Below are 25,372 nucleotides of genomic sequence, written 5' to 3'. Positions count from 1 at the left end.
CCATGGCATACAGTGAAAAGGTCATCGACCACTACGAAAACCCGCGCAACGTCGGCAAGATGAACGCCGACGATCCGGATGTCGGTACCGGCATGGTCGGCGCCCCGGCCTGCGGTGACGTGATGCGCCTGCAGATCAAGGTCAACGAGCAGGGCGTCATCGAAGACGCCAAGTTCAAGACCTACGGTTGCGGTTCGGCCATCGCCTCCAGCTCCCTCGCCACCGAGTGGATGAAGGGCAAGACCTTGGACGAGGCCGAGACCATCAAGAACACCCAGCTGGCTGAAGAGCTGGCATTGCCGCCGGTCAAGATCCACTGCTCCGTGCTCGCCGAAGATGCCATCAAGGCCGCTGTTCGCGATTACAAGCAGAAGAAAGGCTTGGTCTAAGTCGACTGCGAGGTAAGGAGTTCCGATGGCTATCAGCATGACAGAAGCCGCCGCCAACCACATTCGCCGCTCCCTCGACGGGCGCGGCAAGGGTGAGGGCATTCGCCTGGGCGTGCGCACCACCGGCTGCTCGGGCCTGGCCTACGTGCTGGAGTTCGTCGACGAGCTCGCCGCCGAAGACCAGGTGTTCGAGAACCATGGCGTGAAGGTCATCATCGACCCGAAAAGCCTGGTGTACCTCGATGGCACCGAGCTGGACTTCGTCAAGGAAGGGTTGAACGAAGGTTTCAAGTTCAACAACCCCAACGTGCGCGGTGAGTGTGGCTGCGGCGAAAGCTTCAACGTTTGAGGCTGGCTGTGGGTACTCTTTGCCATTTCGCCCTGTTCGACCTGCAACCGGCTTTCCGCCTGGACCTCGACAAACTGGCCGTTCGCTATCGCGAGTTGGCCCGTGAGGTCCACCCTGACCGCTTCGCCGACGCTTCCGAGCGTGAGCAGCGTGTCGCCCTGGAAAAGTCCGCAGCATTGAACGACGCCTACCAGACCTTGCGCAGCGCGCCGCGTCGCGCCCGTTACCTGCTGGCCATCGGTGGCCACGAAGTGCCTCAGGAAGTCACGGTGCATGACCCGGACTTCCTGTTGCAGCAGATGCAGTGGCGCGAAGAGCTCGAAGAGTTGCAGGACGAAGCCGATCTTGACGGTGTTGGTGTGTTCAAGAAGCGCCTCAAGGGTGCCCAGGACGCACTGAACAATGACTTCGCCGACTGTTGGGACGATGCAGCCCAGCGCGACAAGGCCGAGCGCCTGATGCGCCGCATGCAGTTCCTCGACAAGCTCGCCCAAGAAGTGCGCCAACTCGAAGAGCGCCTCGACGATTAACCCCGGCGTCGCCCGTGATGACGCCTAAGGTACTCAGATAAGCATGGCCCTACTGCAGATCGCCGAACCCGGTCAGAGCCCTCAACCGCACCAGCGCCGCCTGGCGGTGGGCATCGACCTGGGCACCACCAATTCTCTCGTCGCCGCCGTGCGCAGCGGGCGCAGCGAGCCGCTGCCCGATGACCAGGGCCAGGTGATCCTGCCCTCGGCCGTGCGTTATCTCGAAGGCCGCAATGAAGTGGGCCAGGCTGCCCGCGATGCCGCCTCCAGCGACCCATTGAACACCATCCTGTCGGTCAAGCGCCTGATGGGGCGCGGCCTGGCCGACGTCAAGCAGCTGGGCGAGCAACTGCCGTACCGTTTCGTCGGTGGCGAGTCGCACATGCCATTCATCGACACCGTCCAGGGCCCGAAGAGCCCGGTGGAAGTGTCGGCCGATATCCTCAAGGTGTTGCGCCAGCGCGCCGAGGAAACCCTCGGCGGCGAGCTGGTGGGTGCGGTGATCACCGTGCCGGCATACTTCGACGATGCCCAGCGCCAGGCGACCAAGGATGCCGCCAAGCTGGCCGGCCTCAACGTCCTGCGCCTGCTCAACGAGCCCACTGCGGCGGCCGTGGCCTATGGCCTGGACCAGAATGCCGAAGGCCTGGTGGCGATCTACGACCTGGGCGGCGGTACCTTTGATATTTCCATCCTGCGCCTGACCGGCGGTGTCTTCGAGGTGCTGGCCACCGGTGGCGATACCGCCCTGGGCGGCGATGATTTCGACCACGCCATCGCCGGCTGGATTATCGAGCAGGCGGGGCTGTCCTCCGACCTCGACCCGGCCACCCAGCGCCAGCTGCTGCAGGCTGCCTGCGCGGCCAAGGAAGCCCTGACCGACGCCGATGTGGTCGGTGTCAGCCACGGCGCCTGGCAGGGCGAGCTGAGCCGGGTGGCTTTCGACGCCATGATCGAGCCATTGGTCGCCCGCAGCCTCAAGGCCTGCCGTCGTGCCGTGCGTGACAGCGGCGTCGAGCTCGAAGAAGTCGGCGCGGTGGTCATGGTCGGCGGTTCGACCCGCGTGCCACGTGTGCGCGAGGCGGTCGGCGCACTGTTTGGCCGTACCCCGCTGACCTCGATCGACCCGGACCAGGTGGTGGCCATTGGTGCCGCGATCCAAGCTGATACCCTGGCTGGCAACCGTCGCGAAGGCGGCGAGCTGTTGCTGCTGGACGTCATCCCGCTGTCGCTCGGCCTCGAGACCATGGGCGGGCTGATGGAGAAGGTGATCCCGCGCAACACCACCATCCCGGTGGCCCGCGCCCAGGAGTTCACCACCTACAAGGATGGCCAGTCGGCCATGATGATCCACGTGCTGCAGGGTGAGCGCGAGCTGATCAGCGATTGCCGCTCGCTGGCACGCTTCGAGCTGCGCGGCATCCCGGCGATGGTGGCCGGTGCCGCGAAGATCCGTGTGACCTTCCAGGTCGACGCCGACGGCCTGCTCAGCGTCGCGGCCCGCGAGCTGGGTTCGGGCGTGGAATCGAGCATTCAGGTCAAGCCATCGTATGGCCTGACCGACGGCGAGATCGCCCGCATGCTCAAGGACTCGTTCGAGCATGCCGGCTCCGACAAGCACGCGCGCCAACTGCGCGAGCACCAGGTCGACGCCGAGCGCCTGCTCGAAGCGGTGCAGGGCGCCCTGGACGCCGATGGCGAACGCTTGCTCAGCAGCGACGAGCGCGAAGCGATCGAATTCCAGATGCAGGAACTACGTGATTTGCTGAGCGGCACCGATGGCGCTGCCATCGAGCAACAGACCAAGCGTCTGTCGCAGGTGACCGATGCATTTGCCGCCCGTCGCCTTGATTCGACGGTCAAAGCCGCACTGGCCGGGCGCAACCTGAATGAGATCGAGGAGTAATCGATGCCGCTGGTGACATTCCTGCCGCATGAGAAGTTCTGCCCCGAAGGGCTGACCGTGGAAGTGCCGTCCGGGACCAATATCCTGGAACTGGCCCACGACCATCACATCGAGATGGAAAGCGCCTGCGGCGGCGTCAAGGCCTGCACCACCTGCCATTGCATCATCCGCAAGGGCTTCGACTCCCTTGAGGAGGCCGATGAGCTGGAGGAAGACATGCTGGACAAGGCCTGGGGCCTGGAGGCGCAGTCGCGCCTGGGTTGCCAGGTGGTCGTCGGCGATGAGGACCTCACCATCGAGATCCCCAAGTATTCGCTCAACCACGCCGCAGAAGCGCCGCACTGAGGTTTTGTACATGAGTCTGAAATGGGTTGATGTACTTGAGATCGCCATCCAGCTTGCGGAAAGCAAGCCTGAGGTCGATCCTCATTACGTGAATTTCGTCGATCTGCGCGCCTGGGTGATGGCGCTGCCTGAATTCGATGACGATCCGTCGCGTTGCGGTGAGAAGGTTCTCGAGGCCATCCAGGCGGCCTGGATCGAAGAAGCCGACTGAGCGCACGCTGCAGGTTAGGCAATCCCCTGGAACCCGCGTATAATTCGCGGGTTTAATTTTTCGCAACACTCAATATTCTGGAGTTTTCCATGGCTGTTCAACGTACTTTCTCCATCATCAAGCCTGACGCCGTTGCCAAGAACGTCATCGGCGAGATCACCACTCGCTTCGAGAAAGCCGGCCTGCGCGTCGTCGCTTCGAAAATGAAGCAGCTGTCCAAAGCCGAAGCCGAAGGCTTCTACGCTGAGCACAAAGAGCGCGGCTTCTTCGGTGACCTGGTTGCCTTCATGACTTCGGGCCCTGTTGTTGTGCAGGTTCTGGAAGGCGAAAACGCCATTCTGGCCAACCGTGAGCTGATGGGCGCCACCAACCCTAAAGAAGCTGCTGCCGGCACCATCCGTGCTGACTTCGCCGAGTCGATCGACGCCAACGCTGTTCACGGTTCGGACTCCGAAGCCGCTGCCGCTCGCGAAATCGCTTACTTCTTCGCTGCTACCGAGGTAACCACTCGCTAAGCGAAGGCTTACGAGTGAGGGTGAATCCATGACGACATCGACTGACAAGATCAACCTGCTGGGGCTTACCCTGGCGGAAATGGAACAGTTCTTCGACTCAATCGGGGAGAAGCGCTTCCGTGCCGGTCAGGTGATGAAATGGATTCACCACTTTGGCGTCGATGATTTCGCCGCCATGACGAACGTCGGCAAGGTCTTGCGCGAAAAGCTCGAGGCCGTTGCCGAAATTCGGGGCCCGGAAGTGGTCAGCGAAGACATTTCCGCCGACGGCACCCGCAAGTGGGTGATCCGCGTTGCCTCCGGCAGCTGCGTCGAGACCGTCTACATCCCCACCGACGATCGCGGCACGCTGTGCGTGTCGTCGCAAGCCGGCTGCGCCCTGGACTGCAGTTTCTGCTCCACCGGCAAGCAAGGCTTCAACAGCAACCTCACCGCCGCCGAAGTGATCGGCCAGGTGTGGCTTGCGAACAAATCCTTCGGGACCGTCCCGGCCAAGATCGACCGCGCGATTACCAACGTGGTCATGATGGGCATGGGCGAGCCCTTGCTGAATTTCGATAATGTCATCGCCGCCATGAAGATCATGATGGAAGATCTGGGCTATGGCATTTCCAAGCGGCGCGTCACCCTGTCCACCTCGGGCGTGGTGCCGATGATCGACGAGCTGGCCAAGCACATCGATGTGTCCCTGGCCCTGTCGCTGCACGCGCCGAACGACGAGCTGCGCAACAAGCTGGTGCCGATCAACAAGAAGTACCCGCTGAAGATGCTGCTGGAGTCGTGCATGGGCTATATGTCCACCCTCGGCGGCAAGCGTGTGCTGACCATCGAGTACACCCTGCTCAAGGACGTCAACGACCAGCCCGAGCACGCCGCGCAGATGATCGAGCTGCTGCGTGATGTGCCGTGCAAGATCAACCTGATCCCGTTCAACCCGTTCCCGCACTCCGGCTACGAGCGGCCGAGCAACAATGCCATCCGCCGCTTCCAGGACCTGCTGCACCACGGCGGCTTCAACGTGACCACGCGCACCACCCGCGGTGACGACATCGACGCTGCCTGCGGTCAGCTGGTGGGCCAGGTCAACGACCGCACTCGCCGCAGCGAGCGCTACATCGCGGTGCGCCAGTTGGCCGCCGACGAGCCGCAAGACAGCGCCGCGCGCCCCTGACGAGCATCTGCCCCATGAGCCTGCGCATCGCGCTGTCGATCCTGACGCTTTCGCTGCTGGCCGGCTGCGTGTCCGGAGGCGCGGGCGACCCCCTGGCCAACCGCCAGGGGCGCGAGGCGGCGGGGCAGGCCTATGTACAGTTGGGCTTGGGTTATTTGCAACAAGGTTTGACCGAGCGCGCCAAGGCCCCTCTGGCCAAGGCCCTGGCCCTCGATGCCCGCGACGCCGATGCCCATGCCGCGCTCGCCCTGGTGTTCCAGGCCGAGGATGAGCCCGCCCTGGCCGGCGAACATTTCGACAAAGCCCTGGCCATCCGCCCGGATGACTCGCGAATCCGTAACAACTACGGCAGTTTCCTATATGCTCAGGGCCGTTTCGACGAAGCCCACGCGATGTTCCTCCAGGCTGCCGCCGATACCCTGTATCCTGAGCGTTCGCGCGTCTACGAGAACCTCGGGCTCACCGCCTTGAAGCGGGGGCAGGGCGATCAGGCCCGCGAATACCTGGAAAAGGCCCTTCGGCTGAATCAGCGGCAACCGAAGGCTTTGCTCGAAATGGCTGAGTTGTCCTACGAAAACAGGCATTATGTGCCGGCCCGGAATTACTACGATCGATTCAGCCAGCTGAGCGACCAGAATGCCCGCAGCTTGCTGCTGGGCCATCGCCTGGCACTTGCCCTTGACGAGCAGGGCACCGCGGCCCGCTTGGGCCAGCAATTACAACGACTTTATCCCGGTACGCCGGAATATCAGCAATACCTGTCGGAGCAACGATGAAAGCCGCGCACACTGAAGTAGCAGCAGCGACTCGCCAGAACCCCGGTGACGTCTTGCGCCAGGCCCGCGAAAAACGCGAATGGAGCCAGGCCGAGGTCGCTCGCAAGCTCAACCTCACGGTATCTTCGCTGAACAACCTGGAAAACGGCGCCTTCGACAAGCTGCCCGGGCATACCTTCGCCCGTGGCTACATCCGCGCCTACGCCAAGCTGATGGACATGGACCAGGCGCCCCTGGTCGAGGCCTTCGACCAGATCACCGGGACCCATGCCAAAGGCAGTGAGGTGCACGCGCTCGGCCGTATCGAAGAGCCGGTACGCCTGTCGCACAACATCCTGCGCGTGGTCAGCCTGTTGCTGCTGGTCGCCGTGGTCGGCGGCGGTTTCTTCTGGTGGCAGGACCAGAGCAACCTGCGCGGCAAGGACCTGGCCAAGATCGCCCTGGAGCACGTCGAGGTCGAGAGCGCCGACGGCACCACGCAGATTCACCCGCTGGACGAGCCGGAAGACCAGGCCGTGAGCGAGGGCCAGCAGGCCGAAGGCCAGGCCCTGCCGCTGGAACCGAACAGCGCCGAGCAGACACCGGTCGCCGAGGCCCAGGCGCCAGTCGCCTCCGTGGCACCTGCAACGCCAGCCACCAGCGCCGCGCCGACTGCCGCCGCGCCTGTGGCACCGGTTGTCGCGCCAGCCGCGCCTGCCGTGGTCACCCCCGCCGCGCCTGCCCCCGCCGCGCCAACCACAGCCGTCGCGGCCACCGCTGCGGTCGCTGAAGCCACGCCGGCCCCGGCCGGCAGCGCCAAGGTTCATATCCAATTCACCGCCGATTGCTGGACCCAGGTCACCGACGGCAACGGCAAGGTGCTGTTCAGCGCCATCAAGCGCAAGGGCGACAGCCTGGAACTGACCGGCAAGCCACCGTTCGCGGTGCGCCTGGGCTTCGCCCGTGGCGCCCAGGTGAGCTACAACGGCCAGGCGGTCGATGTCGCCCCGTTCACCAGTGGCGAAACCGCTCGCCTGAAGTTGGGACAGTAAGTCATGCACGGCGAATCTCCGATCAAACGTCGCGAATCCCGCAAGATCTGGGTCGGCAATGTGCCGGTGGGTGGTGATGCGCCCATCGCGGTGCAGAGCATGACCAACACCGACACCAACGATGTCGCCGCCACCGTGGCGCAGATCCAGCGCCTGGTCGATGCCGGCGTGGACATCGTCCGTGTCTCGGTACCGGACATGGACGCCGCCGAGGCGTTCGGCAAAATCAAGAAACTGGTCAGCGTGCCATTGGTCGCCGACATCCATTTCGACTACAAGATCGCTCTGCGCGTGGCCGAACTGGGCGTCGACTGCCTGCGCATCAACCCGGGCAACATCGGCCGTGAAGACCGTGTGCGCGCCGTGGTCGATGCCGCCCGCGACCGTGGCATCCCGATCCGCATCGGCGTCAACGCAGGCTCCCTGGAAAAGGACCTGCAGAAGAAGTACGGCGAGCCGACCCCGGCGGCGCTGGTCGAGTCGGCCCTGCGCCATGTCGAGCACCTTGACCGCCTGGATTTCCAGGACTTCAAGGTCAGCGTCAAGGCCTCCGACGTGTTCATGGCCGTCGAAGCCTACCGCCTGCTGGCCAGGCAGATCATCCAGCCGCTGCACTTAGGCATCACCGAAGCCGGCGGCCTGCGCTCGGGGACGGTGAAATCCGCCGTCGGCCTAGGTATGCTGCTGGCCGAAGGCATCGGTGACACCATCCGCATTTCCCTGGCGGCCGATCCGGTCGAGGAAGTGAAGGTCGGCTACGACATCCTCAAGTCGCTGCACCTGCGTTCCCGTGGCATCAACTTCATCGCCTGCCCGAGCTGCTCGCGGCAGAACTTCGATGTGGTCAAGACCATGAACGAACTGGAAGGGCGCCTGGAGGACCTGCTGGTGCCGCTGGACGTGGCGGTGATCGGTTGCGTGGTCAACGGCCCGGGCGAGGCCAAGGAGTCGCACGTGGGCCTGACCGGCGGCACGCCGAACCTGGTGTATATCGACGGCAAGCCATCGCAGAAGCTGAACAACGACAACCTGGTCGACGAGCTGGAAAAGCTCATCCGCCAGAAAGCGGCCGAGAAGGCCGAGGCCGACGCGGCGCTGATCGCCCGCGGCTGATACACAGATTCGTAAGGACTATTCGTGAGCAAATCGCTGCAAGCCATCCGTGGCATGAACGACATCCTGCCCGACCAGTCGCCGCTGTGGCGCTACTTCGAGGGCACCGTGGCCGGCTTGCTGGACAGCTACGGCTACAGCCAGATCCGCACGCCGATCGTCGAGTTCACCGAGCTGTTCAAGCGCTCGATCGGTGAAGTCACCGATATCGTCGAGAAGGAGATGTACACCTTCGAGGACCGCAACGGCGACTCGCTCACCCTGCGCCCCGAAGGCACCGCCGCCTGCGTGCGTGCCGTGCTCGAGCACGGCATTACCGGCAACGGCCAGGTGCAGAAGCTCTGGTACATCGGCCAGATGTTCCGCCACGAGCGGCCGCAGAAAGGCCGCTACCGCCAGTTCCACCAGATCGGCGTGGAGGTGTTCAACCTCGACGGCCCGGACGTCGACGCCGAACTCATCATGCTGACGTGGCGTCTGTGGGGCTTGCTGGGTATCCAGGATGCGGTCGAGCTGCAGCTCAACAGCCTGGGCACCAGCGCAGCCCGCGCGCGTTACCGCGATGCGCTGGTCGAGTACCTGTCGGCTCGCCTCGAACAACTGGATGAAGACAGCCAGCGCCGCTTGAAGAGCAACCCGCTGCGCATCCTCGACAGCAAGGACCAGAACACCCAGGCGGTACTGGTTGGCGCACCGAAGCTCGAAGACTACCTGGACGAAGAGTCCCGCGTGCACTTCGAGGGCCTGAAGGCCCGCCTGGACGCCGCCGGTATTCCGTTCGTGATCAACACCAAGCTGGTCCGCGGCCTGGACTACTACAGCAAGACCGTGTTCGAGTGGGTCACCGACAAGCTCGGCGCCCAGGGCACCGTCTGCGCCGGTGGCCGTTATGACGGCCTGGTCGAGCAGATGGGCGGCAAGCCCACCCCGGGCGTCGGTTTTGCCATGGGCATCGAGCGTCTGATCCTGCTGCTGGAGACCCTGGGCAAGGTGCCCGAGTCGATCAGCCGTACCATCGACGTCTACCTGTGCGCCTTTGGCGAACAGGCGGAGTTGGCCGGCCTGCGCCTGAGCGAAAGCCTGCGCGACCTCCAGCCGAACCTGCGCCTGGCGGTCAATGCCGGTGGCGGCAGCTTCAAGAGCCAGTTCAAGAAGGCCGACAAGAGCGGCGCGCTGTTCGCCCTGATCCTCGGCGACGACGAGCTGGCCAAGCAAGAGATTGGCGTGAAGCCCCTGCGCGGCCAGGGCGAACAACAGAACATTGCCTGGGATGCGCTTGCTGCGCACCTGGAAACCGCGATCGCCCAGGCGTGACGCGGTCCGACAACGAATAGGCGAATAGGAGTATTGGGGTGTCGAGTACCGATGATGAAGGCCTGGCAGCGGCCAAGGACTGGTGGAACCGCAACGGCAAGCCACTGCTGACCGGCGCCCTGCTGGCCGGTGTGGTGGTGATGGGCTGGCAGACCTGGCACAAGTACCAGGCCAACCAGTCGCAAGGCGCTTCGGCGCTGTATCAGGCCCTGCTGGAAACTTCGCTGACGCCAGATGGCAAGCCTGACGCGAGCAAGGTGGCGGAGCTTTCCGGCAAGCTCAAGAGCGAGTTCGGCGGCACCGCCTACGCCCAGTACGGCAGCCTGTTCGTCGCCAAGGTGGCGGTCGAGAGCGGCAAGCTGGACGACGCGGCGAGCGAACTCAAAAGCGTGATGGACAAGCCGGCCGACGCCACCCTGAGCGAGATTTCGCGCCAGCGCCTGGCCCGCGTGCTCGCGGCCCAGGACAAGGCCGAGGACGCCCTCAAGCTGCTCGATGGCGACACCGACAAGGCCTTCCTGGCCAGCCGTGAAGAACTCAAGGGCGACCTGCTGGTGCAGCTGGGCCGCGCCGACGACGCGCACGGCGCCTACGAAAAAGCCAAGGCCGCGCTGTCCGACGACGCCGCGATCGGTGGCCTGCAACTGAAGCTGGATGACCTGGCCAAAGGGGACGCCTGAAGTGAAGGGTTGGAAACAAGCAGCAGTGCTCACCCTCGCCGTCCTGGCGGCGGGTTGCAGCAGCAACAGCAAGAAGGAACTGCCCCCGGCCGAGCTGACCAAGTTCACCGAGGAAGTGGTGCTGAAGAAGCAGTGGAGCCGTTCGATCGGTGACGGCCAGGGTGAGACCTACAACACCCTGGTGCCAGCCATCGAGAACGACCGCATCTACGCTTCCGATGTCAACGGCGAGGTCTTCGCGCTGAACCGCATCACCGGTGACGTGGTGTGGAAGAAGGACCTCGAGCTGCCGGTTTCCGGCGCCGTGGGCGTGGGCTATGGCCTGGTCATGCTGGGTACCCTCAAGGGCGAGGTCATTGCCCTGGACTCCAGCACCGGCGAGGAGCGCTGGCGCTCCCGTGTCTCCAGTGAAGTGCTGGCTCCGCCCGCCAACAATGGCGACGTGGTGGTGGTGCAGACCCAGGACGACCGCCTGGTCGGCTTCGACGCCGCCACGGGCGACCGTCGCTGGATCTACGAGAACAGCCCGGCCGTGCTGACCCTGCGCGGTACCGGCGCGCCGGTGGTGACCAACCGCCTGGCCGTTGCCGGCCTCTCAACCGGCAAGGTGGTGGCGGTCGACATCAGCAACGGCGTGCCAGTGTGGGAAAGCCGCGTGGCCGTTCCGCAGGGCCGTTCCGAGCTGGACCGCGTGGTGGACATCGACGGCGGCCTGCTGCTGTCCGGTGGCACCCTGTACGTCAGCACCTACCAGGGCCGCGTCGCCGGCCTGGACCTGGAAAGCGGCCGCGTGCTGTGGCAGCGCGATGCCTCCAGCTACGTGGGTGTCGCCCAGGGCTTCGGCAACGTCTACGTGAGCGAAGCGTCGGGCACCGTACAGAGCGTCGACGAGCGTTCTTCCAGTTCGCTGTGGAGCAACGATTCCATGGCCCGCCGTCAGCTGTCGGCGCCGGAAGTGTTCTCCAGCTATGTGGCTGTCGGTGATTTCGAGGGTTACCTGCACCTGCTCAGCCAGGTCGATGGTCGCTTCGTCGGCCGTGAGCGTATCGACAGCGATGGCCTGCGCGCCCGCCCACTCGTGGTCGGCGACACCATCTACGTCTTTGGCAACAGCGGCAAGCTCGAGGCACTGACCATCCGCTGAAGCTATGCTTGAGCCCGTTCGCGGGCTCAGGTTGCGGCGTAGGAAACGCCGCCCGAACTCCGGCCGCTGCCTTGCAGCGGCCTTTGCATTTTCAAGAATTCAAGAGTGGAGAGCCGCATGGTTCCCGTAATCGCCCTGGTGGGCCGCCCCAACGTCGGCAAATCCACCATGTTCAACCGCCTGACCAAGACCCGCGATGCCATCGTCGGTGACCTGTCGGGCCTGACCCGTGACCGCCAGTATGGTGATGCCAGCTGGCAGGGTCGCTCGTTCATCCTGATCGACACCGGTGGTATCACCGGCGACGAAGTAGGCATGGACGAGAAGATGGCCGAGCAGTCGCTGATGGCCATCGAGGAAGCCGACTACGTCTTGTTCCTGGTCGACGCCCGTGCTGGCATGACCGCCGCCGACCAGATGATCGCCGACCACCTGCGCAAGCGGAACAAGTCGGCGGTGCTGGTGGCGAACAAGATCGACAACATCGACCCCGACATCGCCCGCGCCGAATTCTCGCCGCTGGGCATGGGCAATGCCATCCCGGTGGCCGGCTCCCAGGGGCGTGGTATCAACGCCCTGATGGAGTCGGTGCTCGGCCACATTCCGCGTGACGCCGAAGAAGAAGCCCTCGACCAGGACGTCGCCGAAGGCGAAGAGGCCGTGCGCATTCCCGGCCCGAGCGAAAAGGACGGTATCAAGATCGCCATCATCGGCCGCCCGAACGTGGGCAAGTCGACGCTGGTCAACCGCATGCTCGGTGAAGAGCGTGTGGTGGTGTACGACGAACCCGGCACCACCCGCGACAGTATCTACATCCCGTTCGAGCGCGATGGTGAGAAGTACACCTTCATCGACACCGCGGGCGTGCGCAAGCGCGGCAAGATCCACGAGGAAGTCGAAAAGTTCTCGGTGGTGAAGACCCTGCAGGCGATCAAGGACGCCAACGTGGTGATCTTTGTCATGGACGCCCGCGAAGGCGTGGTCGACCACGACCTCAACCTGCTGGGCTTCGCCCTCGACGCAGGCCGGGCGATCGTCATCGCACTGAACAAGTGGGACGGCATGGAGCCTGGCGAGCGCGACTATGTGAAAACCGAGCTCGAGCGCCGGCTGTTCTTCGTCGACTTCTGCGACATCCACTTCATCTCCGCCTTGCACGGCACCGGCGTTGGCCACCTGTACAAGTCGGTGCAGGCCGCGTTCAAGTCGGCAGTTACCCGCTGGCCGACCAGCCGCCTGACGCAGATCCTCGAAGACGCCATCAGCGAGCACCAACCGCCGCTGGTCAACGGCCGCCGCATCAAGCTGCGCTATGCCCACCTCGGTGGCGCCAACCCGCCGCTGATCGTGATCCACGGCAACCAGACCGAGAAGGTGCCCAAGTCCTACTCGCGTTACCTGGAGAACACCTACCGCCGCGTGCTCAAGCTGGTCGGCACGCCGATCCGCATCGAGTACAAGGGCGGTGAGAACCCGTACGAGGGCAACAAGAACACCCTCACCGATCGCCAGGTCAACAAGAAGCGCCGCCTGATGTCGCACCACAAGAAGGCCGAGAAGAAGCGCCGCGACAAGCGCTGATTCCGTGCTGGCTTCATCGCCGGCAGGCCGGCTCCCACAGCGTATGCACAAGCCACAATACCTGTGGGAGCCGGCTTGCCGGCGATAGGGCCCTTTGATCCACCGCAATCCCCCTATTGTTTCAACCTTTTTCCTGACCGCTCGTTCCGCTATGCTCGGATCCACCCCCGTGCCGGACAAACCCCAGGAAAGAGGGCTCCATGATCCGCAGCAAACTGCCGAACGTCGGCACGACCATCTTTACCACCATGTCGCAACTGGCCATGCAGACCGGTGCGCTCAACCTGTCCCAGGGCTTCCCTGACTTCAACGGCCCCCCGGCCTTGCTCGATGCCGTTGGCCGCCATGTGGCAGCCGGGCATAACCAGTATTCGCCGATGACCGGCCTGCCAGCCCTGCGCCAGCAGGTTGCAGCCAAGATCGCCCGGCTGTATGGCGTGGCAGTGGATGCCGACCAGGAAGTGACCATCACCCCGGGCGCCACAGAGGCGATCTTCTGCGCGATCCAGGCGGTGATCCATCCCGGTGACGAGGTGATCGTCTTCGACCCCAGCTACGACAGCTACGAGCCGTCGGTGGAGCTGGCCGGTGGCCGCTGCGTGCATGTGCCGCTGCGCGACGGCAGCTTCAGCATCGACTGGCAGAAGTTCAGCGACGCCCTGAGCCCGCGCACGCGCATGGTCATCCTCAATTCGCCGCACAACCCAAGCGGCGCCTTGATCAGCCGCGACGACCTGGAGCAGTTGGCTGCGTTGATCGGCGACCGCGATATCTACCTGGTCAGCGACGAAGTCTACGAGCACCTGATTTACGACGGCGTGCGCCACGCCAGCGTGCTGGCCCACGCGCAGCTGTACAGCAAAGCCTTCGTCATCAGCTCGTTTGGCAAGACCTATCACGTCACCGGCTGGAAAACCGGCTACGTGGTCGCGCCACCGGCGCTCAGCGCCGAATTGCGCAAGGTGCACCAGTACGTCAACTTCTGTGGCGTCACGCCCTTGCAGTGCGCCCTGGCCGACTTCATGGCCGAGCACCCTGAGCATATCGACGAACTGCCGGGCTTCTACCAGGCCAAGCGCGACCTGTTCTGCGACCTGCTGCAAGGCTCGCGCTTCAACTTCACCCGTACCCCAGGCACCTATTTCCAACTGGTGGACTACTCGCAGATCCGCCCCGACCTGAACGACGTCGACATGGCTCTGTGGCTGACCCAGGAGCATGGCGTGGCCAGCATTCCGGTGTCGGTGTTCTACCAGCAACCCATCCCCGAGCAACGCCTGGTACGCCTGTGCTTTGCCAAACGCGAGGAGACGCTGCGCCAGGCAGCGGAAAGACTATGCGCGATCTGAGCCAACTGCCGAACCTTAAAATCGCCTTGGTGCAGACCACCCTGGCCTGGCACGACCGCGAGGCGAACTACGCGCACTTCGAGGAGCTGATCACCCAGGCCGGCGAGGTGGACCTGGTGGTCCTGCCGGAAATGTTCACCACCGGGTTTTCGATGGAGTCCGAAAGCCTGGCCGAGCCGGAAAACGGTCCTACCTACAAATGGCTCAAGGCCCAGGCGAAGAAAGCCAACGCCGTGATCACTGGCAGCGTGATCATCCAGGCCGCCGACGGCAGCCATCGCAACCGGTTGCTGTGGGCGCGGCCCGATGGCGAGATCCTGCATTACGACAAGCGCCACCTGTTCCGCATGGCCGGCGAGCACAAGCACTACACTCCGGGCGAGCGCCAGGTGCAGTTCGAGCTCAAGGGCTGGCGGATTCGCCCGCTGATCTGCTACGACCTGCGTTTCCCGGTGTGGAGTCGCGATGCGCAGGACACCGACCTGCTGCTGTACACCGCCAACTGGCCGGCGGCGCGGCGCCTGCACTGGAACCGGCTGCTGCCGGCACGGGGCATCGAGAACCTGTGCTTCGTGGCAGCGGTGAACCGGATCGGCACCGATGGCAAGGGCTTTGCCTACTCCGGCGACAGCCAGGTGCTGGACTTCCAGGGTGAGAGCCTGCTCAGCGCGGGCGAGGCCGACGGGGTGTTCACCGTGGTGCTGCGGGCGGCGGAGCTGGCCGCGTATCGGGCGCGGTTCCCGGCCAACATGGATGCCGATACCTTCGAACTGCATTGATTGCTGCGCGGGCCTCATCGCTGGCAAGTCGCGGCGGCGAACCGCAGCTCCCACAGGGACGGCGCTTGGCTTGAGGGCGGCGCGGTCGGAGTGGGAGCCGGCTTGCCGGCGATGAGGCCGGCATTGCTGACCTGACTGTCTGATCAGTACACATCCCGGCGATAGCGCCCATCCTCGATCAGCCGCTGCACCCGCTCCTCGCCCAGGATTCCCTGCAGCGCCGCATCCACCCCGGCCGCCATCCCTTGCAAACTGCCGCAGACGTACACACAGGCGCCGTCATCGACCCAGCGCTTGAACTCGGCAGCCTGTTGCAACAGCACGTCCTGCACATAGATCTTCTCTGCCTGGTCCCGTGAGAAAGCCAGGTCCAGCCGTTGCAGGTCGCCGCTTGCCACCCAGCTTTGCAGTTCCTCACCGCACAGCAGGTCGTGCGCCCGGTTGCGCTCACCGAACAGCAGCCAGTTGCGTTGCTCGCCTGCCGCGATGCGCGCCTTGAGCAGGCTGCGCAGGCCGGCCAGGCCGGTGCCGTTGCCGATCAGTACCAGGGGGGGCGATCCGCCGGGCAGGTGGAAGCCGCTGTTGCGACGCAGGCGTGCGCTGACGCTGCCATCGAGTGGCAGATACTCGGTCAGCCAGCCGGAACCCAGGCCCAGGCTGCCATCGGCGTGGCGCTCCTGGCGCACGATCAGCTCCAGCACGCCGTCGCTGGCGATGGATGCAATCGAGTATTCGCGAGCGGTCAGCGGGATCAGGGCATCGATCAGCGCCTGGGCATGCAGGCCGACCAGGTGTTCGCGGCCGACCGGCAGTTGGCGGCTGGCCAGGGCCTGCGCCAGGCTTTCCTGCAGGCCGTCGAGCTGCACCGGGCAGCGAGGGTCGAGGCCCAGGCCTGCCAGGAAGGCATCGACACGGGGCTGGCCATTGCGCGGCAGGATCTCGATCAGGTCGCCTGCTTCCCAGGTTGCGGGCATTTGCGCCTGCAGGCCCAGCAGGTAGACCGGCGCGCCCTGGCTACCTGGGTTGAGCCGTTCACGGCGCAGCAGACGCCAGTTGCCGAAGCTCGGTTGTTGCCAGGCGGCGACCGGTCGGGCGCCGGTCAGTTGCGTCAGTTCCTGTTGCCACAGTTGAAGCGCGGTGGGGTCGGCATTGTCCACTTCCACCGGGCTGAAGGCGCAGGTGGCGCCACGCTCGCCAAGCCAGGCCTGGAGGCGGCGGGCGAAGCCGCAAAAGTGCGGATACTGGCGGTCACCCAGGGCCAGCAGGGCGTAGTCCAGATGCTCGAGTGCCCAAGGTTGGCCGAGCACCTTGCGCTCGAAGCCGCGGGCGCTGTCCGGGGCTTCGCCGTCGCCGAAGGTGCTGACCACGAACAGGGCACGGCTGGCCTGGCGCAATTGGGCTTCGCCCAGCTCGGCCAGTGGGCGTACCTGCACCGGCAAGCCGGCGGCTTGCAGCTGGCCGGCGCTCTGCCAGGCCAGTTGTTCGGCGAAACCGCTCTGGCTGGCGAAGCCGATCAGCCAGCTGTCGCCAGCGTTGCCCCGGTCGGCCACTGCGCCACGGGCAGCGCGTACCTGACGTTTCTTGCGCCGACGGTCGAGGTACAGCAGCCAGCCGGTGACAAAGAACAGTGGCATGGTCAGGCTGGCGAGGGTGACGATGATACGCCCCGGCAGACCGAAGTATTCGCCGACGTGCAGGGCATAGACGCTTTGCAGCAGTCGCGCCTTGAACGACTTGTCGGCATAGCGTTCGTGACGCTTGACCTGGCCGCTGGCCGGGTCGAGGGTCAGGGTGTTGAAGGCCCGCTCGTGCTCGGCGCCTTGCAGCAGGTAGAACAGCGTCGCGGGCTGGCCGCCGGCCGGCGGCAGGCGCAGGTTGTAGGTGGCCAGGTCCGGGCCTGCGGCTGCCTTGAGGTTGGCCCAGATGGCGTCATAGTCCACCACCCGTGGCGGGGCGTTCTTGTCCACTTTGGGCGGGCCATGACGACCGCCACGGCCTTCGCCGCGTTTCTGCTCGCCCGCCGCGGGCTGGTCGGCCAGCAGGCGGTTGAGGCCTTCGCGGTACCACTCGTAGGACCAGAACAGCCCGGTCAGGGCGAACAGCAGGTAGAACAGCAGGCACCAGGTGCCGAACACCGCATGCAGGTCCCAGTTGAAGGCGCGGCCTTTCCTGGCCCAGTCCAGCGTCAGCCAAGTGCGCCAGTTCAGGGCCTTGCGCGGCCAGCGCAGGTACAGCCCGGAGAGGCAGAAGAAGATCAGCATCAGGGTGCAGGCGCCGGTGATCTGCCGGCCGGTGTCGCCCATGGCCAGGAACCGGTGCAGGTTGAGCATGAGGTTGAAGAAGCCAAGGCCTGCGACTTCACCCTTGAGCTCGCCGGTGTACGGGTCGGCGTAGCGCAGCGCGCCACGGCGCTCGCCGGGCGCCGGGGTGAAGAAGATCCGCGCGGCGTTGCCGTCGCGGGTATCGACCCAGAGCATGGAGACCTGGTCGCCTTGCGCGGCCTCGACCCGACGCACCAGCTCGGCCGGCGGCAGCACGCCTTCCTGGCGTACCTCGACCTTGAGCACCTCGGCGTTGAACGCGCGCAGCAGTTCTTCCTGGAACGACCAGATCGCGCCGGTGATGCCCATCAGCGCCAGCACCAGGCCGGCGCTGATGCCAAAGAACCAGTGCAATTGGAACAGCGTCTTCTTCACCACATCGATCACCTTGTCTTGCCGCCAGCAACTGCGCGGCGTGCATTATGCCTTGATACGCAAAAGCCCCGTTCAATCGATTGAACGGGGCCTGGGGTGCGGCTTTTAGAAGTGGACGCTGGTGGTCAGCAATGCCGTGCGTCCCGCCGCCTGGTTGGCGAAGTGGGTGGAGTAGGCCTTGTCGTAGTAGACCTCGTTGGTGAGGTTCTGCACGTTCAACTGCAGGTCGATGTTCTTGGTCAGCTTGTAGGCCGCCATGGCGTCGTAGCGCACGTAGCTGTCGACCATGGTGGTGTTGGCCACGCTGCCGTACACGTCGTCTACATAGAAGGCGCCGCCACCGACCGTCAACTTCGGCGTCAGCTGGTAGGTGGTCCACAGGCTGGCGCTGTTGTTCGGCGTGTTGGGCAGCTGGTTGCCGTCGTTCGCCTTGCCCAGCGGGCCACCGTCGATCTGGCGGGCCTGCATGTAGGTGTAGCCGGCGAACACCTGCCACTTGTCGGTCAGCTTGCCGCTGGCCGACAGCTCGATGCCTTGCACACGGGTTTCACCGACGTTCTCGTAGGTGTTGGTGTTGACCTGGACCCGGGCGTTTTCCTTCTCGGTGCGGAACAGCGCCGCTGCCAAGGGACAGGCGCTGGTCGAGCAGGTCCCACTTGGTGCCGATTTCGTAGTTGGTGGTTTCTTCCGGCTCCATGTCACTGTTGAGCAGGTTGCCGGAGCGGTCGGTGGTGTTGCCCAGCGGGTTGCCTTCGGTGCCCTCGCCGAGCATGGCGCCAGGCGGTGTGGCCGAGGTGGCGTAGGACACATAGATGCTGCCGTTGTCGGCCGGCTTCCACACCAGGCCCAGCTGGCCGGTGATGAATTCGCTGGTGTCCTGGCCCTTGGCGGGTACGCCTTTGGTGCTCACTGCGGTACTGCCGTCGGCATTGTAGCCACGATAGTTGGTGTCGAAGTGGTCATAGCGCAGGCCCATGTTGAGCAGCCACTGCGGGGTCAGCTCCAGGGTGTCGAAGACATAGAGTGCGCGGGTCTTGCTGCTGGTCCTGGTGCCGGCGTAGTTGCGCGCGACGGTGCCGACCCAGGCATCGTCCGGGTTCGGGTTGTCCAGCGAGGTGCAACTGCCGCCGCTGCCCGGCCCGGTGCAGGTGAGCTTGCTGTTGGGGGTGACGGTGTAGCTCTGGCGGTCGGACTCTTCCTTGGTGAACTCGACGCCGGTGGAGAAGCTGTTCTTCAGGCCGCCCAGGTAGAACTCGCCGAACAGGTCGGTCTGGTTGGTGGTGGTGGCGGTGTTGCCCACACGGGTGTTGGCGCGACGCCAGACGCCGTTGTTGTTGACGTTGCCGGCACTGTCGTCGGGCTGGGTCAGCACGTAGTCCTGCATGCTGTTGCCGTGGCGCAGGGTGTTCTTGAGGGTCAGCGTGTCGGACAAATCGTGCTCGATGGCGAAGGTCGCGATATCGACACGGGTCTTGCGGAAGTCGCGGCCGGTCAGGCCGTAGAAGTTGTCGCTGTCGCCGCCGTCCACCGGTTTGTCCGGATGGGCAGAGGTACGGGCTCCGCTGCCTGCCAATGGCACGCTGTAGGGGATGCCGGAGTCCGGCAGGTCGTCACTTTCCAGGTGGTAGTAGTCGAGGTTGACGCGGGTCGGCGTGCCCAGGCCGAACGCCAGCGACGGGGCGATGCCCCAGCGGTCGTAGTTGACCTTGTCGCGGCCGGCGACGTTGCTCTCGTGGGTCATCAGGTTCAGGCGCCCGGCGACGCTGTCGCTGAACTGGTAGTTGCCATCGAAGGTGTAACGCTGGGTCTGGTCGCTGCCCCAGGTCCAGGCGCCGTCCAGCGAGTTGCCCAGGTGCGCGCGCTTGCTCACCAGGTTGATGGTGCCGCCGGCCGCACCGCGACCACCAATGGCCGAGTTCGGTCCCTTGGCCACTTCGACAGACTCGATGGCGAAGATTTCGCGGGTCTGGGCGCCGGTGTCACGCACGCCGTCCAGGTAGGTGTCGCCCTGGGCGTCGAAGCCACGGATGAATGGGCGATCGCCTTGCGGGTTGCCGCCTTCGCCGGCACCGAAGGTGATCCCGGGTACCGTGCGCAGGGCGTCCTGCAGGGACATGGCGTTGGTGTCCTTGATCACCTGCTGGGGAATCACCGTGATCGAGCGCGGCGTGTCCACCAATGGCGCGGTGTACTTCTGCGACGAGGCCTTGTCGACCTTGTACTCGGTGCTTGCCTGTTCGGCCTTGCCATTGACGCTGGTGGCATCGAGGGTGATGGCGGAGTTGCTGGCCGGGTCGGCGGCATAGGCCGAGGTGGCGGTGATCGCCATGCCGATGGCAGAGGCGAGCAGTCGTGGTGAACTCACAGCAGATGGCACGTGACGCATTGTTGTAGACCTTCCCCAAGGTATGAAGGCCGTGGATGTTAATGTAAGCGAATGTAAGGAACAATTGAGAAGCGTTACCATTCGCTAGGAATTTACATTCTTTACAATTTTGCCTTACGGTTTTTACGGTCTCATCCGTCGCGCTCTGGAGAAAGGGGGCTTGTGGTAGGTAAAAGGTAATCAATATCATTGACGCCCCTTTCGCTCTCGGTGCCGTCGCCATGCTGCTTCACATCCCAGGCCTGTTCGAGGCCGACGAAATCCTGCGCATTCGCGAAGCCCTGGAGCAGGCCGACTGGGCCGACGGCAAAATCACCGCCGGATACCAGTCGGCCAAGGCCAAGCACAACCTGCAGTTGCCCGAGGGGCATGCGCTGGCCAAGGAAATCGGCAGTGCGTTGATCGAACGGCTGTGGCGCAACCCGTTGTTCATGTCCGCGGCGCTGCCGCACAAGGTGTTCCCGCCACTGATCAACTGCTATCGCGAGGGCGGCAGTTTCGATTTCCATATCGACAATGCCCTGCGCCAGCCCAAGGGCAGCCCGGAGCGCGTGCGTACCGACCTGTCCTCGACGCTCTTTCTCAGCGACCCGGACAGCTATGACGGCGGCGAGCTGGTGATCCAGGACACCTATGGCGTGCGGCAGGTCAAGCTGGCCGCCGGCGACCTGGTGCTGTACCCCGGCACCAGCCTGCACAAGGTCAACCCGGTCACCCGCGGGGCGCGCTATGCGGCGTTCTTCTGGACCCAGAGCCTGGTGCGCGAGGACAGCCAGCGCACCTTGCTGTTCGAGATGGACAATGCCATCCGTCAGCTCGGCGCCGATGTGCCGGAGCACCCGTCGCTGCTGCAACTGACGGGCACCTACCACAACCTGCTGCGCCGCTGGGCCGAGGTCTGAGCCGTGTCTTATCAATTGCGTCGTGAGGAAGTGGTGGATGTGGCCGGGCTCAAGGCGATGCTCGAGCACAGCCCGGGACAGGCCGCGCAGGCGATCCTGACGGCGGCGGGGCAAGGGGCGGTCGAGGCGCAGCTGTTGCTTGGGCAGATCCTGCTCGATGGGCGCGGTATCGAAGAGGATGCCAACGTGGCCCGGCGTTGGTTCGCCATTGCCGCCCAGGGTGGCAGTGCCATGGCCCACAACATGCTTGGCCGTTGCCTCGAGCATGGCTGGGGTGGCGAGGTGGATCTCGCCCAGGCAGCCATTCACTATGCCCGGGCGGCCGACGCCGGGCTGGACTGGGGGATGTACAACCTGGCCAACCTGCTGGCCACCGGTCGTGGGGTGGCGGCCAACCAGTCCCAGGCGTTGATGTGCTACGAGAAGGCCGCGCAGTTGGGGCATGCCAAGTCGATGAACCTGTATGGGCGGTATCTGGAGCAGGGCATTGCCACCGCTGCGAGCCCGGTGCGGGCCATGCGCTGGTATCGCCGTTCGGCCGAGGCGGGGGATTTCCGCGGGATGTTCAGCCTGGCGCTGGTGCTGGTCGAGCGGGGGCAGATAGCCGAGGCCGGGCCGTGGCTGGACCGGGCCAGGGTCGAGGGCAACCTGAATTTCCTGCGCAGTGCGCTGGTGACGTTGCAGGGGGCGGGGCCAGCATTGATGGCCTTTGCGGCGCGTTATGCCGAAGAGATCGAACGGCGGGAAGACTGAGCCTGATCGTGCGGGCCTCTGCGCGAGACCGCTGCCACGAGCAAGTAGGGGCTGCGTAGCAGCCCCAAGTGATGCCTCGAGTTACAGGTAGTAAGCCTTCAGCGGCGGGAAGCCGTTGAACTCCACCGCGCTGTAGCTGGTGGTGTAGGCACCGGTCGACAGCCAGTACAGGCGGTCACCGATGGCCAGGTTCAGCGGCAGGCCGTACTTGTAGTTCTCGTACATGATGTCGGCGCTGTCGCAGGTCGGGCCGGCGATCACCACTTCCTCGGCCTCGCCTTTCTTCTCGGTCCAGATCGGGAACTTGATCGCCTCGTCCATGGTTTCGATCAGGCCGGAGAACTTGCCCACGTCGGTGTAGATCCAGCGCTCGACGGCGGTGCGCGACTTGCGCGCCACCAGCACCACTTCACTGACCAGGATGCCGGCGTTGGCGATCAGCGAACGGCCTGGCTCCAGGATGATTTCCGGCAGGTCGTCACCGAAGTCTTCCTTGAGGAAGCGGATGATCTCTTCGGCGTAGGTCTCGAGGCTGTTGGTGCGGGTGATGTAGTTGGCCGGGAAGCCGCCGCCCATGTTGATCAGCTTCAGCTCGATGCCGTCTTCTTCCTTGAGGCGCTCGAAGATCACCTTGACCTTGGCAATGGCTGCGTCCCACACGCTGATGTCGCGCTGTTGCGAGCCGACGTGGAAGGAGATGCCGTAGGGCACCAGGCCCAGGTCGCGGGCGAGGATCAGCAGGTCCATGGCCATGTCGGTCTGGCAGCCGAACTTGCGCGACAGTGGCCAGTCGGCGGTGGTGGAGCCTTCGGTGAGAATACGCACATAGACTTTCGAACCCGGCGCGGCCTTGGCGATGTTGCGCAGGTCGGCCTCGGAGTCGGTGGCGTACAGGCGCACGCCTTTCTCGTAGAAGTAGCGGATGTCCTTGGACTTCTTGATGGTGTTGCCGTAGCTGATGCGGTCGGCGCTGACGCCGCGGCCGAGCACCTTGTCCAGTTCATAGATCGAGGCGATGTCGAAGCTCGAGCCCTTTTCCTTCAGCAGGTCGATGATCTCGACCGCCGGGTTGGCCTTGACCGCGTAGTAGACCTTGGCGAATTCGAACCCGGCGCGCAGGTCGTCATAGGCCTGGCTGATCATCTGGGTATCGATGAGAACGAACGGGGTTTCCTGCTTGTCGGCGAACGCCTTCATTTTCTGGAAGGTGTCACGCGCAAAGTAGTCTTCGACCTGGATCGACATGCTCAGGGGCTCCATGGGCAAACTGAAAAGATAAGTGGCAGCAACTGAACGCCCTCCGTATCCCCACTTTGGTTCGCCTACTTCCCAAGGCATGTCGCCGAAAGCAAAAAGGTCGACCGTGCCGGGATAAAGGCGGGTGACCTTGCTGTCTCGTCGTCAGTACTTGAGCCGGATGGATCGTTTCCAGCATGGACGTTCGGCGCGCACTTTAGGGTGTGAAAACGCCAATATCAACAGGCAATCCGAGGGCATTCGTCGTGTGCCGGCGGCCTGCCGTTGCGATAACCGACCGATGTGAACCAGGTAGGTTCAGGAAAAGACCATGAGCGTAAAAAATTGTGGAATAGGTGGCGATCTGGCTGCGATCGGTTGATAGCTTCATTCTTTGCATGATGGCTCTGGTTTCGCTGCGAAAGGGCGGAGGAACCTGTTGGTGACCGTTTGTCGGTGGCTGAGGCAGGAGGGCGAATGAACACAGGGTGTTCAAATTTATGGCCACATGCTTAGCCTGGTCTTTACCACGAAATTGGCCATAAATTTTTTGTTACGCAGAGCCTATCTGGGCCATTGGTCGTGCAAGGGACATGTCGATTGCCGTCCTTGATGAGAAACATTACTATTCGCGACCTCATCTGCCTCCCTGACGACCCCGACCGTGTCCGGACCCAAAGGCTTCCTCGACCATTACCAAGAGCTGATCGGCACCTGGACGCGCAAACTGCGCAGTCGACAGCAGGCCGAGGACCTCACCCACGATGCCTTTGTGCGGGTGCTGGAAAACCCGCGCGAGCAGGTCGAACAGCCACGCGCCTATCTGCACCAGACCGCCCGCAACATCGCCGTCGACGGCTTTCGCCGCGAGGACCGGCGTCAGGCCCTGGAGCTTGAGGCCTTCGCAGGGGAGAGGGTCGCAGGGGACGACCCGGAAGCATATGTGCACGCCCTGGAACTGGCCGACAGCGTCGAGCGGGCGCTGGCCGAGCTGCCGCTGAACTGCCGCAGAGTGTTCATCTGGCAGAAGCTCGAAGGCCTGACCCAGGCCGAGATCGCCGAGCGCATGGGTTTGACCAAGAACATGGTCGAAAAGTATATGATCCGCACGCTCCGACATCTGCGTGAGCACCTGGATGTGTCGGCCAGATGAGTCAGGAGACCCCTTCGATGAAACAGCACGTGCCCGATCCCGTGGGCGAGCAGGCGGCCTGCTGGTTCGCCCGCGCTCAGGACGCGCCGCACGACAATGCCGTGCAGGAGGCGTTGCAGGCGTGGCTGGCGCAGCACCCCTCAAATCGGCAAGAGTACGAGCGCCTGGCGCAACTGTGGCGCGCCGCCGACTTCATTCCGCGTCAACACCTCGAAGCGCTGTGCCAGCCCGAGCCGGTGCGCCAGCTTCCGCGCCGCCGTCTGCTGCGCCAGGCTTTGGCGGCCGGCGTGGCAGTGGTCGCGCTGGGGCTGGGCTGGACAGGTTGGCAGTATCAGCAGCTCAACCATCAGGACACGTTGACTACGGCCCTGGGCGAGCGGCGTCAGGTCGAACTGCCGGACGGCTCACGGCTGGAACTCAACAGTGCCACCCAGGTGCAGGTGATGTTCTCTGCGGGGCTGCGCCATGTGCGCCTGGGCGCGGGCGAGGCGATGTTCATCGTCGCCCATGACAGCGATCGCCCCTTCGTGGTGAGCACTGCCCAGGGCGATGTCTCCGTCACCGGCACCCGCTTCGATGTACGACAGGATCCGGGCAGCACCCGCGTGGCGGTGGAGCAGGGTTCGGTCAAGGTACAGGGCGCGGCCGAGTCGCTGGCGCTGCTCACTGCCGGCCAGGGTTCGCATATCGATGCGCAGGGCAAGGTCGCCGCGCCCTATGCCATCGATGCCAACGCGGTGACCGCCTGGCGTCAGGGCAAGCTGGTATTCGACAACGCGCCGCTGAGCGATGTCGTGGCGGAGGTTTCGCGCTACCGCGCCCGACCTTTGCATGTGGCGTCCGGCAAGGCCGCTGCTCTGCGCCTGTCGAGCACCTTCAGCACCGACGACCCGGACGCCCTGTTGCGGGCCTTGCCGAGCATACTGCCGGTGCGCGTGAAGAACCTTGCAGACGGCTCCAGCGAAATTGTTCTGAAATAGATTCAGGTTTTTTTCCGTTCGTTCGTCTTCCCCGCCAGCTGCAACTGCCAAGCATTTCCATTTGCATGCGGTTGGCGTTTATC

General features: G+C 64.3%; 23 protein-coding genes and 1 pseudogene. 21 read left to right on the top strand and 3 right to left on the bottom strand.

Annotated elements, in window-relative coordinates; all coding sequences use genetic code 11:
- Positions 1 to 2 precede the first annotated feature (2 nt).
- The 17 genes from iscU (at position 3) to ACZ9C1_RS13975 (ending at position 15,183) form a co-directional block, all read left to right on the top strand.
- Positions 3 to 389 carry a Fe-S cluster assembly scaffold IscU gene (iscU, locus tag ACZ9C1_RS14055; protein ID WP_023630637.1) on the top strand — a complete coding sequence of 129 codons (387 nt, stop codon included), beginning with the start codon at positions 3 to 5 and terminating at the stop codon, positions 387 to 389.
- 25 nt (positions 390 to 414) lie between these two features.
- Positions 415 to 738 carry an iron-sulfur cluster assembly protein IscA gene (gene iscA / locus ACZ9C1_RS14050; protein WP_023630636.1) on the top strand — a complete coding sequence of 108 codons (324 nt, stop codon included), beginning with the start codon at positions 415 to 417 and terminating at the stop codon, positions 736 to 738.
- Between the two features lie 8 nt (positions 739 to 746).
- Complete coding sequence (hscB, locus tag ACZ9C1_RS14045) at positions 747 to 1,268, top strand: co-chaperone HscB (RefSeq protein WP_031315121.1); 522 nt, start codon at positions 747 to 749, stop codon at positions 1,266 to 1,268.
- A 43-nt stretch (positions 1,269 to 1,311) separates the two neighbouring features.
- On the top strand, positions 1,312 to 3,174 hold the full coding sequence (hscA, locus tag ACZ9C1_RS14040; RefSeq protein WP_102682077.1) for a Fe-S protein assembly chaperone HscA: 1,863 nt from the start codon (positions 1,312 to 1,314) through the stop codon (positions 3,172 to 3,174).
- Between the two features lie 3 nt (positions 3,175 to 3,177).
- Positions 3,178 to 3,519 (top strand): ISC system 2Fe-2S type ferredoxin, encoded by a 342-nt coding sequence (fdx, locus tag ACZ9C1_RS14035; protein ID WP_046854253.1) that lies wholly within the window; start codon positions 3,178 to 3,180, stop codon positions 3,517 to 3,519.
- A gap of 10 nt (positions 3,520 to 3,529) precedes the next feature.
- Positions 3,530 to 3,730 carry a Fe-S cluster assembly protein IscX gene (iscX, locus tag ACZ9C1_RS14030; protein WP_102682076.1) on the top strand — a complete coding sequence of 67 codons (201 nt, stop codon included), beginning with the start codon at positions 3,530 to 3,532 and terminating at the stop codon, positions 3,728 to 3,730.
- A gap of 89 nt (positions 3,731 to 3,819) precedes the next feature.
- Positions 3,820 to 4,245 carry a nucleoside-diphosphate kinase gene (gene ndk / locus ACZ9C1_RS14025; RefSeq protein WP_023630072.1) on the top strand — a complete coding sequence of 142 codons (426 nt, stop codon included), beginning with the start codon at positions 3,820 to 3,822 and terminating at the stop codon, positions 4,243 to 4,245.
- 28 nt (positions 4,246 to 4,273) lie between these two features.
- Positions 4,274 to 5,416 (top strand): dual-specificity RNA methyltransferase RlmN, encoded by a 1,143-nt coding sequence (rlmN, locus tag ACZ9C1_RS14020; protein ID WP_102682075.1) that lies wholly within the window; start codon positions 4,274 to 4,276, stop codon positions 5,414 to 5,416.
- 14 nt (positions 5,417 to 5,430) lie between these two features.
- Complete coding sequence (gene pilW, locus ACZ9C1_RS14015; protein ID WP_198754929.1) at positions 5,431 to 6,192, top strand: type IV pilus biogenesis/stability protein PilW; 762 nt, start codon at positions 5,431 to 5,433, stop codon at positions 6,190 to 6,192.
- Positions 6,189 to 7,223 carry a RodZ domain-containing protein gene (locus ACZ9C1_RS14010; protein WP_457378163.1) on the top strand — a complete coding sequence of 345 codons (1,035 nt, stop codon included), beginning with the start codon at positions 6,189 to 6,191 and terminating at the stop codon, positions 7,221 to 7,223. The genes pilW and ACZ9C1_RS14010 overlap by 4 nt, the downstream gene beginning before the upstream one ends.
- Positions 7,224 to 7,226: 3 nt before the next feature.
- Positions 7,227 to 8,336 carry a flavodoxin-dependent (E)-4-hydroxy-3-methylbut-2-enyl-diphosphate synthase gene (ispG, locus tag ACZ9C1_RS14005; protein WP_023630055.1) on the top strand — a complete coding sequence of 370 codons (1,110 nt, stop codon included), beginning with the start codon at positions 7,227 to 7,229 and terminating at the stop codon, positions 8,334 to 8,336.
- Positions 8,337 to 8,360: 24 nt separating this feature from the next.
- The gene (gene hisS, locus ACZ9C1_RS14000; RefSeq protein WP_102682072.1) at positions 8,361 to 9,650 is read left to right on the top strand and encodes a histidine--tRNA ligase; all 1,290 of its coding nucleotides are present in this window, start codon (positions 8,361 to 8,363) and stop codon (positions 9,648 to 9,650) included.
- Positions 9,651 to 9,688: 38 nt separating this feature from the next.
- Positions 9,689 to 10,330 carry a tetratricopeptide repeat protein gene (locus ACZ9C1_RS13995; protein WP_038706767.1) on the top strand — a complete coding sequence of 214 codons (642 nt, stop codon included), beginning with the start codon at positions 9,689 to 9,691 and terminating at the stop codon, positions 10,328 to 10,330.
- The gene (gene bamB / locus ACZ9C1_RS13990) at positions 10,305 to 11,474 is read left to right on the top strand and encodes an outer membrane protein assembly factor BamB (protein ID WP_094011722.1); all 1,170 of its coding nucleotides are present in this window, start codon (positions 10,305 to 10,307) and stop codon (positions 11,472 to 11,474) included. Before ACZ9C1_RS13995 ends, bamB begins: the two co-directional genes overlap by 26 nt.
- 117 nt (positions 11,475 to 11,591) lie before the next feature.
- Complete coding sequence (der, locus tag ACZ9C1_RS13985) at positions 11,592 to 13,055, top strand: ribosome biogenesis GTPase Der (protein ID WP_102682071.1); 1,464 nt, start codon at positions 11,592 to 11,594, stop codon at positions 13,053 to 13,055.
- Positions 13,056 to 13,255: 200 nt separating this feature from the next.
- Positions 13,256 to 14,404, top strand: coding sequence for a pyridoxal phosphate-dependent aminotransferase (locus ACZ9C1_RS13980; protein ID WP_457378165.1), 1,149 nt, complete (start codon positions 13,256 to 13,258; stop codon positions 14,402 to 14,404).
- Positions 14,392 to 15,183: an amidohydrolase gene (locus tag ACZ9C1_RS13975; RefSeq protein ID WP_102682069.1), complete on the top strand. Its 792-nt coding sequence runs from the start codon at positions 14,392 to 14,394 to the stop codon at positions 15,181 to 15,183. Before ACZ9C1_RS13980 ends, ACZ9C1_RS13975 begins: the two co-directional genes overlap by 13 nt.
- A 143-nt stretch (positions 15,184 to 15,326) precedes the next feature.
- Here ACZ9C1_RS13975 and ACZ9C1_RS13970 read toward each other — a convergent pair whose 3' ends face one another.
- Positions 15,327 to 17,882, bottom strand: coding sequence for a PepSY domain-containing protein (locus tag ACZ9C1_RS13970; RefSeq protein WP_476254082.1), 2,556 nt, complete (start codon positions 17,880 to 17,882; stop codon positions 15,327 to 15,329).
- 102 nt (positions 17,883 to 17,984) lie between these two features.
- Positions 17,985 to 20,265: pseudogene (locus ACZ9C1_RS13965) on the bottom strand (TonB-dependent receptor).
- Positions 20,266 to 20,486: 221 nt separating this feature from the next.
- Here ACZ9C1_RS13965 and ACZ9C1_RS13960 point away from each other — a divergent pair.
- Together ACZ9C1_RS13960 and ACZ9C1_RS13955 are read left to right on the top strand one after the other, a co-directional pair.
- A complete protein-coding gene (locus ACZ9C1_RS13960) occupies positions 20,487 to 21,167 on the top strand; it encodes a Fe2+-dependent dioxygenase (RefSeq protein ID WP_046854262.1) in 681 nt (226 codons plus the stop codon).
- 3 nt (positions 21,168 to 21,170) lie between these two features.
- Positions 21,171 to 21,920, top strand: coding sequence for a tetratricopeptide repeat protein (locus ACZ9C1_RS13955; protein WP_217868445.1), 750 nt, complete (start codon positions 21,171 to 21,173; stop codon positions 21,918 to 21,920).
- A gap of 81 nt (positions 21,921 to 22,001) precedes the next feature.
- Here the strand turns inward: ACZ9C1_RS13955 and ACZ9C1_RS13950 are convergent, their stop codons facing one another.
- Positions 22,002 to 23,165 (bottom strand): type III PLP-dependent enzyme, encoded by a 1,164-nt coding sequence (locus tag ACZ9C1_RS13950; protein WP_025337787.1) that lies wholly within the window; start codon positions 23,163 to 23,165, stop codon positions 22,002 to 22,004.
- A gap of 655 nt (positions 23,166 to 23,820) precedes the next feature.
- On the opposite strand from ACZ9C1_RS13950, the gene ACZ9C1_RS13945 reads away from it, so the two are divergent.
- Both ACZ9C1_RS13945 and ACZ9C1_RS13940 read left to right on the top strand, forming a co-directional pair.
- A complete protein-coding gene (locus ACZ9C1_RS13945; protein WP_476254081.1) occupies positions 23,821 to 24,309 on the top strand; it encodes a sigma-70 family RNA polymerase sigma factor in 489 nt (162 codons plus the stop codon).
- A 17-nt stretch (positions 24,310 to 24,326) separates the two neighbouring features.
- On the top strand, positions 24,327 to 25,289 hold the full coding sequence (locus tag ACZ9C1_RS13940) for a FecR family protein (protein WP_476254080.1): 963 nt from the start codon (positions 24,327 to 24,329) through the stop codon (positions 25,287 to 25,289).
- The last annotated feature ends 83 nt before the right edge of the window (positions 25,290 to 25,372 follow it).

The sequence above is a fragment of the Pseudomonas sp. TE21435 genome (assembly GCF_056279265.1).
This window is presented reverse-complemented; position numbering and strand designations above follow the sequence as displayed.

What these genes read in the sequence shown, in the direction of transcription:
- ndk (WP_023630072.1), top strand. Translation starts at nt 3,820, where the DNA reads ATGGCTGTTCAACGTACTTTCTCCATCATCAAGCCTGACGCCGTTGCC.
- ACZ9C1_RS14010 (WP_457378163.1), top strand. Translation starts at nt 6,189, where the DNA reads ATGAAAGCCGCGCACACTGAAGTAGCAGCAGCGACTCGCCAGAACCCC.
- iscU (WP_023630637.1), top strand. Translation starts at nt 3, where the DNA reads ATGGCATACAGTGAAAAGGTCATCGACCACTACGAAAACCCGCGCAAC.
- ACZ9C1_RS13960 (WP_046854262.1), top strand. Translation starts at nt 20,487, where the DNA reads ATGCTGCTTCACATCCCAGGCCTGTTCGAGGCCGACGAAATCCTGCGC.
- hscA (WP_102682077.1), top strand. Translation starts at nt 1,312, where the DNA reads ATGGCCCTACTGCAGATCGCCGAACCCGGTCAGAGCCCTCAACCGCAC.
- fdx (WP_046854253.1), top strand. Translation starts at nt 3,178, where the DNA reads ATGCCGCTGGTGACATTCCTGCCGCATGAGAAGTTCTGCCCCGAAGGG.
- der (WP_102682071.1), top strand. Translation starts at nt 11,592, where the DNA reads ATGGTTCCCGTAATCGCCCTGGTGGGCCGCCCCAACGTCGGCAAATCC.
- ACZ9C1_RS13975 (WP_102682069.1), top strand. Translation starts at nt 14,392, where the DNA reads ATGCGCGATCTGAGCCAACTGCCGAACCTTAAAATCGCCTTGGTGCAG.
- rlmN (WP_102682075.1), top strand. Translation starts at nt 4,274, where the DNA reads ATGACGACATCGACTGACAAGATCAACCTGCTGGGGCTTACCCTGGCG.
- ACZ9C1_RS13950 (WP_025337787.1), bottom strand. Translation starts at nt 23,165, where the DNA reads ATGTCGATCCAGGTCGAAGACTACTTTGCGCGTGACACCTTCCAGAAA.
- ispG (WP_023630055.1), top strand. Translation starts at nt 7,227, where the DNA reads ATGCACGGCGAATCTCCGATCAAACGTCGCGAATCCCGCAAGATCTGG.
- iscA (WP_023630636.1), top strand. Translation starts at nt 415, where the DNA reads ATGGCTATCAGCATGACAGAAGCCGCCGCCAACCACATTCGCCGCTCC.
- pilW (WP_198754929.1), top strand. Translation starts at nt 5,431, where the DNA reads ATGAGCCTGCGCATCGCGCTGTCGATCCTGACGCTTTCGCTGCTGGCC.
- ACZ9C1_RS13980 (WP_457378165.1), top strand. Translation starts at nt 13,256, where the DNA reads ATGATCCGCAGCAAACTGCCGAACGTCGGCACGACCATCTTTACCACC.
- iscX (WP_102682076.1), top strand. Translation starts at nt 3,530, where the DNA reads ATGAGTCTGAAATGGGTTGATGTACTTGAGATCGCCATCCAGCTTGCG.
- bamB (WP_094011722.1), top strand. Translation starts at nt 10,305, where the DNA reads ATGACCTGGCCAAAGGGGACGCCTGAAGTGAAGGGTTGGAAACAAGCA.
- ACZ9C1_RS13940 (WP_476254080.1), top strand. Translation starts at nt 24,327, where the DNA reads ATGAAACAGCACGTGCCCGATCCCGTGGGCGAGCAGGCGGCCTGCTGG.